Genomic DNA, 13184 nt, shown 5'->3' on the forward strand with positions numbered 1-13184 from the left:
CGCCGTACCCGCCCGGGCCGCCGGGGCCGTACCCGCCCGGGCCGCCGGGGCCGCCGGGGCCGTACCCGCCCGGACCCGGACGACCGCCGTAGGGCTGCTGGCCGTAGCCGGGCTGTCCGCCGTACCCGGGCTGACCCCCCGGGCCCTGCCCGCCGTAGCCAGGTTGACCGGCTGGCTGCTGACCGCCGTAGCCGGGCTGACCGGCTGGGCCCTGCCCGCCGTAGCCGGGCTGACCGGCTGGGCCCTGCCCGCCGTAGCCGGGCTGACCGCCGTAGGGCGGCTGCCCCTGCGGGGGCGGCTGCTGACCGGGCTGCTGTCCCCAGGGACCCTGGCTCATCGCTCCTCCTCGCGGGCGGTCTCGGTGCTGACGGCGGTGGCGGTGCCCCCGGGTGCGGCGGTGCCGCCGGCGGTCGGCTCCGCGGGTGGACCGTCGGACGGGGCCGGGGTTCCCCCGGTGCGCCCGTGCAGCCGGTGCTGCACCTTGATCGCGGCACCGCAGGCGTTGCAGAACCCGGCGCCGGGCACCAGCGGCATCTCGCAGCGCCGGCAGAAGGCCAGCTCGCCGGTCTCGCCCACCACCTCGCGGGCCTCGGCCTCGAGGGCGGCCTCCATCAGCCCGTGGTGGAGCACGTTGCGCACCCGCAGGATCAGCACCGCGGCGATCAGCAGACCCCACACCACGCTGAGGATGACGCCGAGCGTCGGATCGGGGGCGAACCCGCAGAAGTAGACGCCGGCGCCGTAGAGCACGTTGGCGATGACCGCCTCGGCCACCCCGCGGGCGTAGCGGGGCGTGAACCCGTCGTAGCCCCTGCCCAGACCGGAGAACTCCGCGACCGCGATCCCGGTGGCGGTGCCCATGATGATCGGCTTGACGAAGCCCTCGAGGAAGATCAGCGACGCCCACAGACCTGGCTCGTCGACCCCGCGACCGCCGCCGACCACCAGGTCCCAGTGCTTGACCAGGGTGTCGAAGGCGGCGAACGCGACGCCGGAGATGATCCCGAAGGTCAGCCCGTCCATCAGGTCGTCGAACTCGCGGCGGCGGGCCAGCAGCACCGGGCCGATCTGGCGCAGCACCTCCCCCACCACCGGCACCAGCAGCGCGGCCAGCAGGAAGTCGGTGACCTCCGGGGCGCCGCCTCCCGACGCCTCCAGGCCGAGGTCACCGACCGAGAAGGTGGCTCCGCGCAGCATGGTCCAGATCAGGGTGAACACCAGCGCCAGCACGCCGGTGAGGCCGAAGGCCAGGGCCACCACGGGCACCGGCTCGTCCTCCCAGAGGTTCACGTCGTAGAGGTAGACGATGTAGACGACCGGGATGGCGAAGGCCGCGATCATCACCGCCAGCGGCAGGGCGCCGAAGATGGCGGTGCCCAGCGCCAGGGTGAGCGCGATCAGCAGCGCCAGCCGGTAGGTCTGCGGGTGCTCGGTGACGCCGCGGGGCATGATCGTCGAGACCAGCGAGAACGAGGCCACCGGCTCGTCCGGCTTCACCGCGAAGGACTTGCGGCGGGTGACGTCGTTGCTGCGGACGTCGAGACCGCAGTGGTGGCAGTAGTGGGCCACCTCGGGGAGATCGGTCTGGCAACGCGGGCAGGGCACGCGGCAACCTCCTAGGTCGGCAGCGGACACCTCGTCATCCGCTGGGCCCAGCGTGGCGCACCACGGGGCGACCGCGCCCGGTCACGACGCCACCGCAAGATCTCATTTCGGTAACGGACGCCGCCCGCGGGAGCTCCACCACGCCTCGACCTGCTGGCGCAGCGCGTCCCGGTCGCCGTCGTTGCGCCAGACCACGTCGGCGGCCGCCAGCCGCTCCTCCCGGCTCGCCTGCGCGGCGATGCGGGCACGGGCCGCCGCCTCGTCCGAGCCGTCACGCCCGCGCAGCCGGCGCAGCTGGGTCGCCGGGTCGACGTCGACCACGACCACCGTGTCGAACCGGTCCTGCTGGCCGGTCTCGACCAGCAGCGGGATGACGTGCACCACCACCGCACCCTCCGGTGCGGCCCGCTCCCGCTCCGCGGCCAACGCCCGCACCCGCGGGTGGATGATCGTCTCCAGGTCGCGCCGGGCGCGCTCGTCGCCGAACACCAGCCGGCCGAGGGCGGGACGGTCCAGTGCGCCGTCGGCGGTGAGCACGCCGGCGCCGAACCGCCGCACCACCTCCGCCAGCCCGGGGGTGCCCAGCTGGACCACCTCGCGGGCCAGCAGGTCGGCGTCCACGATCACCGCGCCGAGCCCCGCCAGCACCTCGGCGGCGGCGCTCTTGCCCGACGCGATGCCCCCCGTCAGCCCGATCCGCTCCCGTCTGGTCACGTCGCCATCGTGGCAGGCCCGGGGACGACCGCGGCCCCCGACCCACGAGGGGTCAGGGGCCGCGGTGCGATCCGTTCAGCCAGCTCCGGTCAGCTGCCGCCGCCGGTCAGCTTCTGGCGCAGGGCCTGCAGGGCCTCGTCGGAGGCCAGCGAGCCACCACCCTCGTCGCCGGTCTCCGGGGCCGGCGCGGGCGCGGAGGAGTAGGACGCCTGCGGAGCGCTGGCGGCCTGGGCGTCGGCGTTCTCGGCCTCCTCCACCTGGCGCTTGTGGGCCTCCCAGCGGGCGTGCGCCTCGGCGTACTGCTGCTCCCAGGCGATCCGCTGCTCGTCGTAGCCTTCCTTCCACTCCTGGGTCTCCGGGTCGAAGCCCTCGGGGTAGAGGTAGTTGCCCTGGTCGTCGTAGGACGCGGCCATGCCGTACAGCGTCGGGTCGAAGTCGTCGGCGTTCACGTCGACGTTCTCGTTGGCCTGCTTCAGCGACAGCGAGATGCGGCGACGCTCGAGGTCGATGTCGATGATCTTGACCATCACCTCGTCGTTGACGCTGACCACCTGCTCGGGGATCTCGACGTGGCGCTCGGCCAGCTCCGAGACGTGCACCAGACCCTCGATGCCCTCCTCGACGCGGACGAACGCACCGAACGGCACCAGCTTGGTGACCTTGCCCGGCACGATCTGGCCGATCTGGTGCAGGCGGGCGAAGGCCTGCCACGGGTCCTCCTGGGTCGCCTTGAGCGACAGCGAGACGCGCTCGCGGTCCAGGTCGACGTCGAGCACCTCGACGGTCACCTCGTTGCCCACCTCGACGACCTCGCTCGGGTGGTCGATGTGCTTCCAGGACAGCTCGGAGACGTGCACCAGGCCGTCCACGCCACCCAGGTCGACGAAGGCGCCGAAGTTGACGATGGAGGAGACCACACCCTTGCGGATCTGGCCCTTCTGCAGCTGGGTGAGGAAGTTCTGGCGGACCTCGGACTGGGTCTGCTCGAGCCACGCCCGGCGGGACAGCACCACGTTGTTGCGGTTCTTGTCCAGCTCGATGATCTTGGCCTCGAGCTCCTGGCCCACGTAGGGCTGCAGGTCGCGCACGCGCCGCATCTCCACCAGCGAGGCGGGCAGGAAGCCGCGCAGGCCGATGTCGATGATCAGACCGCCCTTGACGACCTCGATCACGTGACCCGTGACGACGCCGTCCTCCTCCTTGATCTTCTCGATCGTGCCCCAGGCGCGCTCGTACTGAGCCCGCTTCTTGGACAGGATCAGGCGACCCTCCTTGTCCTCCTTCTGCTGGACCAGGGCCTCGATCTCGTCACCGACGCTGACCACCTCGAAGGGGTCGACGTCGTGCTTGATGGAGAGCTCCTTGGAGGGGATCACCCCTTCGGTCTTGTAACCGATGTCGAGCAGGACCTCGTCACGGTCGACCTTGACGACGGTTCCGTTGACGATGTCACCGTCGTTGAAGTACTTGATGGTGGCGTCGATGGCCGCCAGAAAAGCTTCGGGAGACCCGAAGTCGTCGATCGCGACCTGCGGGGTTGCCTCGAGGGAGGACGTCATGTAGTAGGGCTCCGATTGTGGACGTGCGTGTGGTGTGGGTGCTGCGTCCGGTTACCCCCGGACCGACCAGCGAGAACGACCGACCCGTTGAGCGGGTGCGTCACCCCACTCGGTACGAGGGCACGCGAGACACAGCGCTGCGCAAGACTACCTCGCGCCCGCCCCGACGGCAAAGGGCCGGATCAGCCGCCGGGACGGGGACGTCCTCAGTGCGCGGCCTCGAACCAGGACCGGCCGAACCCGACCGAGACGTCGAGCGGGACCGACAGCTCCATCGCCTGCCCCATCTGGGTGCGGACCAGCTGCTCCAGTGCCTCGTGCTCTCCCGGCGCGGTCTCGAAGACGAGCTCGTCGTGCACCTGCAGCAGCATCCGGCTGCGCAGCCCCTCCGCCTCCAGCGCCCGCTCCACGTTGAGCATCGCGACCTTGATGATGTCGGCGGCCGAGCCCTGGATCGGGGCGTTCAGCGCCATCCTCTCGGCCATCTCCCGGCGCTGCCGGTTCGAGCTCATCAGGTCGGGCAGGTAGCGCCGGCGCCCGAGCAGGGTGGAGGTGTACTCGGTGCGGCGGGCGTCGGCCACGAGCGAGCGCAGGTAGTCGCGGACGCCGCCGAAGCGCTCGAAGTACTCCTCCATCAGCCCCTTGGCCTCGGCGGTGTCGATGCCGAGCTGCTGGCTCAGGCCGTAGGCGCTCAGCCCGTAGGCCAGGCCGTAGTTCATCGCCTTGATCTTGGCCCGCCGGTCCGGCGTGACCTCCTCGGCGGAGACCCCGAAGACGCGGGAGGCGGTGACGGTGTGGAAGTCCTCCCCGCTGCGGAAGGCCTCGATCAGCCCCTCGTCGCCCGAGGCGTGGGCCATGATCCGCATCTCGATCTGGGAGTAGTCGGCGGTGAGCAGCGACTCGTAGCCCTGCCCCACCACGAAGGCGCGGCGGATCCGGCGTCCCTCGTCGGTGCGGATCGGGATGTTCTGCAGGTTGGGGTCGGTGCTGGACAGCCGCCCGGTGGCGGCGATGGTCTGGATGTAGGTGGTGTGGATGCGGCCGTCGTCGGCCACCGACTTCAGCAGCCCCTCCACGGTCTGGCGCAGCCGGATCGCGTCGCGGTGGGCCAGCAGGTGGGCCAGGAACGGGTGCTCGGTCTTGACGAACAGCTGCTGCAGGGCGTCGGCGTCGGTGGTGTAGCCGGTGCGGGTGCGCCGCGTCTTGGGCATCCCCAGCTCGTCGAAGAGCACCACCTGCAGCTGCTTGGGCGAGCCGAGGTTGATCTCCTTGCCGAGGACGTCGTAGGCCGACTGCTGGGCGCTCTGCACCGCGGCGTCGAACTCCGACTCCAGGCCCTCCAGGTAGTCGACGTCGACCGCGATCCCGGTGCGCTCCATCTCGGCCAGGGTGCGCAGCAGCGGCAGCTCGACCTCGCGCAGCAGCGGGGTGGAGTCGCGTGTGCCCAGCTCGGCGTCCAGCACCTCGGCCAGGTCGATCACCGCGCGGGCCCGCACCATCGAGGCGTTCACCGCCGCGCCGACGCCGGAGTCGTCGTCGCCGGCCTCCTCGGGGGAGGTGAAGTCGAGGGTGTCCTGGGTGGAGTCGTCCTCGACGTCGATCCGCAGCTCGCGCTTGAGGTGGCGGATGCACAGGTCGGCCAGGTCGTAGCTGCGCTGGTCGGGACGCAGCAGGTAGGCCGCCACCTGGGTGTCGGACTCCAACCCGCCCAGCTCCCAGCCGCGCGACCACAGTGCGAGCAGCGGCCCCTTGGCGTCGTGCAGGGTCTTCTTCTGCTCGGCGTCGGCGAGCCAGCCGGCCAGCGCCTGCTCGTCCTCGGGCCCGAGCTCGGCGACGTCGACCCAGGCGGCCGTCCCGTCCACCGAGGCGATCGCCAGCCCGCTGACGTCACCACGCCCGGCGCCCCAGTGCCCGATGACGTCCAGCCCGGTCCGCTTGCCGCGGGCGTGGGCGTCCAGCCAGCCCTGCAGCGCGCCGGGCGCGAGCACCTCCCCGGCCACCTCGAACCCGCCCTCGGGCTGGGTCTCCTCCTGCGGCAGGGTCTCCAGCAGCCGGTCGCGCAGCACCCGGAACTCCAGGCTGTCGAACAGGGTGTGGGTGGCCTCGCGGTCCCAGGTGCGCCGCTGCAGCTGCTCCAGCGTGACCGGCAGCGGCAGGTCGCGGACCAGCGCGTTGACCTGCCGGTTGATCCGGACGCTGTCGACCCGCTCCCGCAGCGCCTCGCCGGCCTTGCCCTTGATCTCGTGCGCCCGGTCGAGGACGTTCTCCAGGCCGTCGTACAGCTCGAGCCACTTGGCCGCGGTCTTCGGCCCCACCCCGGGCACGCCGGGCAGGTTGTCGCTGCTCTCCCCCACCAGCGCGGCCAGCTCGGGGTAGCGGGCGGGGGTGACGAAGTACTTCTCCTCCACCGCGGCCGGGGTCATCCGGGCGAGGTCGGAGACGCCGCGGCGGGGGTAGAGCAGGGTGACCCGGTCGGTGACCAGCTGGAAGGCGTCGCGGTCGCCGGAGCAGATGAGGACGTCCATGCCCGCCTCGCCGGCCTGGGTGGCCAGGGTGGCGATGATGTCGTCGGCCTCCCAGCCCTCCATCTCGACGTGGACGATGTTGAGGGCGTCCAGCACCTCCTTGACCAGCCCGACCTGGCCGGAGAACTCGGCCGGGGAGCTGCTGCGGTTGGCCTTGTAGTCGGAGTACACCTCGGTGCGGAAGGTGGTGCGGGAGACGTCGAAGGCGACCGCGACGTGCGTCGGCTGCTCGTCGCGGAGCACGTTGATGAGCATCGAGGTGAACCCGAAGACGCCGTTGGTGTGCTGGCCCGTCCGGGTGGAGAAGTTCTCCACCGGCAGGGCGAAGAAGGCCCGGTAGGCCACCGAGTGCCCGTCGATCAGCAGCAGGCGCGGACGCTCCTGGGCGGGGACGGCGGCATCGGTGCTTGGCTTCGGCGTGACCACGTCGCGACTCTAGTGCGTGGTCCTGACAGAGTGCGGGCCATGACTGAGCTGCCCGACTGGGTCCGACCGCTGCACAGCGCCCTCGACGACAAGCTGGGGCTGGAGCTGCTCGAGCTGGCTCCCGAGCGCGCGGTGGGCCGGCTGCCGGTGGAGGGCAACACCCAGCCGCTGGGGCTGTGGCACGGCGGCGCGTCGGCGGTGCTGGCCGAGACGCTGGGCTCGATGGCCGCGCTGGCCCACGCCCGCACCCTGGACCGGGTCGCGGTCGGGGTCGACCTCAACGTCACCCACCACCGGGCGGTCCGCTCGGGCTGGGTGACCGGCACCGCGACCGCGCTCCGGCTGGGTTCGACCACCGCGATGTACGAGGTGGCGCTGACCGACGACGCCGGGCAGCGGATCGGCAGCGCCCGGCTGACCTGCGCGGTCGTCGCCCCCCGCTGAGGGACGGGGCTCAGTCCTCGCCGAGGTAGGTGCGGCGCACCCGGTCGTCGGAGAGCAGCTTGGCGCCGGTGTCGTCGAAGGCGATCGAGCCGACCTCGAGGACGTAGCCGTGGTCGGCCAGGGCGAGGGCGGCCGAGGCGTTCTGCTCCACCAGCAGGATGGTCACGCCCTCGGCCTTGAGCTCGGCGATGGTGGACATGATCCGCTTCATCATCAGCGGGCTGAGCCCCATCGACGGCTCGTCCAGCATCAGCATCCGCGGCCGGCTCATCAGCGCCCGGCCGATGGCCAGCATCTGCTGCTCACCGCCGGAGAACGTGCCAGCCGGCTGGTTCCGCCGCTCGTGCAGGATCGGGAACAGCTCGTACACCCGGGCCAGGTCGGCCCCGGCACCGCGGTCGCGGCGGGCGAAGGCGCCCAGCATGAGGTTGTCGACGACGGTCAGCCGCGGGAAGATCCGCCGCCCCTCCGGGGAGTGCGCCAGACCCCGCTGGACGATCTTGTGCGCGGGCAGCCGGTCGATCCGCTCGCCGTCGAACCAGATCTCCCCCGAGTCGGGGGTGTGCAGACCGGAGACGGTGCGCAGGGTGGTGGTCTTGCCGGCCCCGTTGGTGCCCAGCAGCGAGACCACCTGGCCCTGCTCGACGGCGAAGCTGATCCGCTTGACCGCGCGGACCCGTCCGTAGGAGACCACCAGGTCCCTGACCTCAAGCACGGGGTGCTCCGTCCTCCGGCGTGCTGCCGGTCTCGTCGGGCTCGTCGGCCGACGTCCCGATGTAGGCCTCGATCACCCGCGGGTCGGACTGCACCTCTTCGGGCGTCCCCTCCACCAGCACGCTGCCCCGGACGAGGCAGAGCACCCGGTCGCAGAGGTTGAAGATGAACCGCATGTCGTGCTCGATCACCACGACCGCCAACCCCGTCTGGCGGATCCGCTGGATCAGCACCTCGGCCTGCCGGGTCTCCTGCGGGTTCATCCCGGCGGTGGGCTCGTCCAGCAGCAGCAGCTGCGGGTCGGTGGCCAGGGCGCGGGCCACCTCGAGCCGGCGCTGGTCACCGTAGGGCAGGTTGCGCGCCAGCGTGTCGGCGACGTCCGGCATGCCGACGAACTCCAGCAGCTCCTGGGCCCGGGCCCGGGTCTCGGCCTCCTCGCGGCGGAACTTCGGCCCGCGCACGATCGAGGTGAGCGGACCGGCCGAGGTGCGGCAGTAGCGGCCGACCATGACGTTCTCCAGCGCGGTCATGTTCTGGAACAGCCGGATGTTCTGGAAGGTGCGCGCCATCCCCGCCCTCACCACGGCCCGGGGACGCGGGCGCAGCGGACGTCCGGCGAAGGAGACCACCCCGCTGGTCGGCTTGTAGAGCCCGGTGAGGCAGTTGAAGAAGGTCGTCTTGCCGGCCCCGTTGGGGCCGATCAGCCCGACGATCTCCCCCGCCCGGACGGTGAGGTCGACGCCGTCGACGGCCACCAGCCCGCCGAAGCGCATGGTCACCCCGCGCGCCTCCAGCAGCACCTCATCGGCCTCGAGGGTGTCGAACGTCGCCTGCTCAGCGGTGGTGCTCACCGTGCTCCCTCCGGTTCGACCCGGCCGGCGCCGGGTGGTGTCTCGCCGGTGTGCGCGGCCAGCTCCTCGTCGTCCTCGTGGAACTCCAGCTGACGGCGCCGGCTGGCGATCAGCCCCTCGGGCCGGAACCGCATCATCACCACCAGCAGCAGACCGAAGGCCAGCAGCCGGTACTCGTCGAAGAAGCGCAGCTTCTCCGGCATCAGCCGCAGCAGGGTCGCCCCGACCAGCACCCCGAGGATGGTGCCCATGCCGCCCAGCACCACCGCGGCCAGCAGGAACGCCGACTCGAGGAAGACGTACTGGTCCGGTGTGACCGAGATGTCGTGGTGGGCCTTGACCGCACCCGCCACCCCCGCCAGGAAGGCACCACCGGCGAAGGCGAACAGCTTGAGCCCGAAGACGTTGACCCCCATCGCCTCGGCGGCCTTCTCGTCCTCGCGGATGGCCACCCAGCCCCGCCCGATCCGGCTGCGGTTGAGGTTGGCGAACACCACGATCACCAGGCCGATGAGCACCAGCAGCAGGAAGTAGTAGTTGGCGAACCGCGGGATCTCCACGCCGAGGATGACGTGCGGCTCCCCGAAGTCGAACCCGAGGAGGTTGAGGTCGGGGATGTTGGGGATGCCGTTGGAGCCGTTGGTGAGATCGGGCCCGTCGTTGCCGTCGAGGTTGATCATCACCAGCCGGAAGATCTCGCCGAAGGCGAGCGTGACGATCGCCAGGTAGTCCCCCGACACCCGCAGCGTCGGCGAGCCGATGATGAGTCCGAGGACGGAGGCCACCACCCCGCTGATGAGCACGGTGACGATGAACGGCGGGTTCCACCCGACCGCGCTGAACGCCGAACCCGACAGGATGGCGGCCACGAAGGCGCCGGCGCCGAGGAAGGCGATGTAGCCGAGGTCGAGCAGACCGGCCAGTCCGACCACGATGTTCAGCCCGAGGGCGGTGGCGGCGAAGATCAGCACCTGGGTGGCGATCGACATGTTGGCGTTCGAGCCGTCCTGGGTGAACGGGAACGCGAAGGCCACCAGGAAGGCCGCCATCACCAGCACCGGCCGGAACCGGGCCGTCTGGCTGGAGAACCAGCCGCCGAGGCCGACCCGCAGCACCAGCACGACCGCGGCACCGACGAACACCAGCAGGGCGATGAACACGCCCGGGTCGTCCTCGTCCAGCGCGTGGGCGATGAGCAGCAGGCTGCCGAGCATGACGACGGCGATGACGACGATGACCAGCCAGCCGGGGCTGTGCACCCGCCCCAGGGTGGCCGTCCGCTCCGGCACCAGCAGCCGCGTCCCGGCGAACGCCAGCAGGGCACCGGCCAGGGCGATCCAGCCGCCGTACTCGACGTTGACCAGCCCGCCGAGCTCGAGTGCCACCGCGACCACCACGACGGCCTGGAAGGCCAGCGCGCCGGTGGCGACGGCCGAGGCCCCGGTGTGCCAGGCGAACCAGCGGCGGCGGGCCGCGGGCAGCCGCGGCACCAGGAACCGGGCCGCCAGCAGGCAGACCAGCAGCGCCGCCCCCAGGGCCAGCCCGAGGAACTGGGTCGGCGAGGGGCCGCCGAGGTAGGTCATGTCGTCCATGGCCTCGTCGCCGTAGGCCCACGGCAGGTACGGCGCCCCGACCAGGACGACGGCGCCGACGAGGGCGACCAGCCAGCCGGTGCCGCCGTGGCGGCGTCGGCGCTCGTCGGTGACGATCTGCGGCCGCCTCATGCCCGGTCCACCACCCTCGCGCCGAGCAGACCCTGCGGCCGGAAGACCAGGACGAGGATGAGCAGGGCGAAGGCCCAGACGTCCTTCCAGGCCGAGCCGCCGAAGGTCCCGGGGATGAAGGCGGTGGCCATCACCTCGACCAGCCCGAGCACCAGCCCGCCGACCACGGCGCCGTTGATGTTGCCGATACCGCCGAGGACGGCGGCGGTGAACGCCTTGAGCCCGGCCAGGAAGCCCATCCGGAACTCGATGTTGGTGTACTGCAGACCGTGGGCGATGCCGGCCACCGCCGCCAGCGCGGCGCCGACGGCGAAGGCGACCATGATGATCCGGTCGACGTCGATGCCCATCAGCCGGGCGGTGTCGGGGTCTTGGGCGGTGGCCTGCATGGCCCGTCCCACCCGGGTCCGGTTGACGAAGAAGTAGAGCCCGATCCAGCAGAGCACCAGCGCCACCACGGTGAAGATCGCCGCGTACTGCAGGGTGACGCCGCCGATCACGAAGGACCCGCCGCTGACGCCCTCGATCGAGGGGAAGCGCGGGGCCGCCTTGGCGTCGGGGAACTCGAACGGGATGTCGTCACCGAAGACGAGGCGCTGCAGCCCGTTCGGGATCGGCCCGTAGAAGAGCCGGACGAACTCCTGCAGGAAGACCGAGATGCCGATGGCGGTGATCAGCGGGGCCAGTCGCGGGGCCCGGCGCAGCGGGCGGTAGGCGAAGCGCTCCATCAGCAGCGCGGTGAGCACCGACACCCCGACGGCGCCGACCAGCATGACCGGCAGCATCCACCAGGCGGTGATCTCGGCCCGGCCGAGGATGATCCAGGTGCCGAGCGCGCCGAAGGCGCCGACCATGAAGATCTCGCCGTGGGCGAAGTTGATGAGCTGGATGATGCCGTAGACCACGGTGTAGCCGACGGCGATGAGGGCGAACAGCGACCCGAGGGTCAGTCCGTTGACGAGCTGTTGGAAGAAGTAGGCAGGATCCATCGTCACTCCTGGCCGGACGACGGGGACGGACCGGAGCGTCCGTCCCCGCCGTGTGGTTGACGTGTGGAGTGGGTCAGTCCTCGAACTCGTCGGTCTGGTCGGCCACCCAGGCCCCGCCCTCGACCTTGTAGGCGGTGAGGATGCGGGTGGTGTTGTCGCCGAACTCGTCGAAGGCGACCGGACCGGTGGCGCCCTCGAAGGACACGCTGGCCATGGCCTCGACGGTGGCCTCCCGGGCGTCCTCGGCGGTCTCGGCCTCCGGCAGCGAGACCTTGAGGGCCTCGATGACGGCCTGGGCCGCGTCGTAGGAGTAGGCGCCGTAGGCCTCGTACGGGTCGGGGAAGCCCGCCGCCTCGTAGTCGGTGACGAACTGCTGGGCCGACGCGAGGTCCTCCACCGGGGCGCCGACGGAGGTGGCGAGGTCGCCCTCGGACTGCTCACCGGCCAGCTCGATGTACTCCGGGCTGTACATCCCGTCGCCGCCCATCAGCGGGATGTCGAGCCCGGCGGCCTTCATCTGCTGCGACAGCGGGCCGGACTGCGGGTACTCCCCGCCGTAGTACAGCGCCTCGGGGTCACCGTTGCCGACCGAGGTGATGACGGCGGAGAAGTTGTCGTCCTCGGGGTTGATGGTCTCGGCGGCCACGATCTCGCCACCCAGCTCCTCGAACTCGGCGCTGAACGCCTCGACCAGGCCCTGGCCGTAGGCCTTCTTGTCGTGGACCGTCGCGACCCGCGTGATGCCGGCCGTCTCGTACAGGTAGCGCGCCGCGAAGGGCCCCTGGATCGAGTCGGTGGTGCAGGTGCGGAAGTAGGTCGGGTAGGTCCGCTCGGGCGCGGTGTCGAAGTCCGCACCGCGGGTGAGCGAGGGGTTGGTGTTGGCCGGGGAGACCTGGAGGATCCCGGCGGCGTCGAAGACCGGCTGGACGGCCTGACCGACCGAGGAGTTCAGCGGGCCGACCATCGCGACGACATCGGCGTCGGAGGACAGCGAGGTCGCGGCGTTGCGGCCGACGTCCGGGGTGGCCTGGTCGTCCTCGGGCTGCACCTCCAGCGTCCAGCCGGGGATCGCCCCGGACTCGTTGGCCTGCTGCACGGCCAGCTCGACCGAGTGCTGGATGCCCAGACCCAGCGGGGCCAGGTCGCCCGACAGCGGGGCCACCACACCGATGACCGCGGTCTTGGTCTCACCACCACCACCGCCGGCGCCGCCCTCGGCGCCACCTCCGCCCTCCTCGGCGCGCGTGCCGCACGCGGTCAACGCCATCGCTGCTGCCAGCAGGGTGGCCCCTGCGACGAGAATGCGGTTCTTCGCCACGATTCCTCCTGGAGTGAACGACCGCACGGAGCCACTCCCCCGCGAGTCGAGCCGAACACTACGCCCGGGCGCACCCGCCGGGAATCGCGCGACTCCTGCTCGTTGCCACTTCGTTATGCACCTGTCGGAGGAATGTTCCCGCCGTAACCCGCCCGTCACGCGAGCATCTGCGGCGGCCCGGCCCCGGGCCCCTGCCCGGGGACGACGACGCGCCCCGGCCGGGATGGCCGGGGCGCGTCGGGGAGTCGTCAGCGGGTGGGGCGCTTGATGGTGGAGGCCTTGTTGTTCTTGGCGTGCTCGATGACGCCCTCGGCC

At 71.4% G+C, this 13184-nt stretch carries 11 protein-coding genes; 1 reads left to right on the plus strand and 10 read right to left on the minus strand.

What is annotated here, in order from left to right; genetic code table 11:
* From DVA66_RS09245 to polA, 5 genes are all read right to left on the minus strand, one after another.
* Positions 1–337, minus strand: a 337-nt coding sequence (locus DVA66_RS09245) for a hypothetical protein (protein ID WP_198671618.1), incomplete at its 3' end; no start/stop codon positions are given.
* On the minus strand, positions 334–1605 hold the full coding sequence (locus DVA66_RS09250) for a PrsW family glutamic-type intramembrane protease (protein ID WP_114559825.1): 1272 nt from the start codon (positions 1603–1605) through the stop codon (positions 334–336). The genes DVA66_RS09250 and DVA66_RS09245, both read right to left, overlap by 4 nt.
* A 102-nt stretch (positions 1606–1707) precedes the next feature.
* The gene (gene coaE / locus DVA66_RS09255; protein ID WP_114559826.1) at positions 1708–2319 is read right to left on the minus strand and encodes a dephospho-CoA kinase; all 612 of its coding nucleotides are present in this window, start codon (positions 2317–2319) and stop codon (positions 1708–1710) included.
* A gap of 89 nt (positions 2320–2408) precedes the next feature.
* Positions 2409–3878, minus strand: a complete 1470-nt coding sequence (gene rpsA, locus DVA66_RS09260) for a 30S ribosomal protein S1 (RefSeq protein ID WP_114559827.1) — start codon at positions 3876–3878, stop codon at positions 2409–2411.
* Positions 3879–4084: 206 nt separating this feature from the next.
* Positions 4085–6829: a DNA polymerase I gene (gene polA, locus DVA66_RS09265; protein ID WP_114559828.1), complete on the minus strand. Its 2745-nt coding sequence runs from the start codon at positions 6827–6829 to the stop codon at positions 4085–4087.
* 39 nt (positions 6830–6868) lie between these two features.
* On the opposite strand from polA, the gene DVA66_RS09270 reads away from it, so the two are divergent.
* Positions 6869–7273 (plus strand): PaaI family thioesterase, encoded by a 405-nt coding sequence (locus tag DVA66_RS09270; protein ID WP_114559829.1) that lies wholly within the window; start codon positions 6869–6871, stop codon positions 7271–7273.
* A gap of 10 nt (positions 7274–7283) precedes the next feature.
* On the opposite strand, the gene DVA66_RS09275 is transcribed toward DVA66_RS09270, so the two are convergent.
* The 5 genes from DVA66_RS09275 to DVA66_RS09295 form a co-directional block, all read right to left on the minus strand.
* Positions 7284–7988 carry an ABC transporter ATP-binding protein gene (locus DVA66_RS09275; RefSeq protein ID WP_114559830.1) on the minus strand — a complete coding sequence of 235 codons (705 nt, stop codon included), beginning with the start codon at positions 7986–7988 and terminating at the stop codon, positions 7284–7286.
* A complete protein-coding gene (locus DVA66_RS09280) occupies positions 7981–8838 on the minus strand; it encodes an ABC transporter ATP-binding protein (RefSeq protein ID WP_232821866.1) in 858 nt (285 codons plus the stop codon). The genes DVA66_RS09275 and DVA66_RS09280 overlap by 8 nt, the downstream gene beginning before the upstream one ends.
* Complete coding sequence (locus tag DVA66_RS09285; RefSeq protein ID WP_114559831.1) at positions 8835–10562, minus strand: branched-chain amino acid ABC transporter permease; 1728 nt, start codon at positions 10560–10562, stop codon at positions 8835–8837. Before DVA66_RS09285 ends, DVA66_RS09280 begins: the two co-directional genes overlap by 4 nt.
* Positions 10559–11551: a branched-chain amino acid ABC transporter permease gene (locus DVA66_RS09290; RefSeq protein WP_114559832.1), complete on the minus strand. Its 993-nt coding sequence runs from the start codon at positions 11549–11551 to the stop codon at positions 10559–10561. Before DVA66_RS09290 ends, DVA66_RS09285 begins: the two co-directional genes overlap by 4 nt.
* 73 nt (positions 11552–11624) lie before the next feature.
* Positions 11625–12869, minus strand: a complete 1245-nt coding sequence (locus tag DVA66_RS09295) for a branched-chain amino acid ABC transporter substrate-binding protein (protein WP_198671619.1) — start codon at positions 12867–12869, stop codon at positions 11625–11627.
* Positions 12870–13184: the final 315 nt, after the last annotated feature.

This window comes from Desertihabitans aurantiacus, assembly GCF_003344635.1.
Classification (GTDB): Bacteria; Actinomycetota; Actinomycetes; order Propionibacteriales; family Propionibacteriaceae; genus Desertihabitans; species Desertihabitans aurantiacus.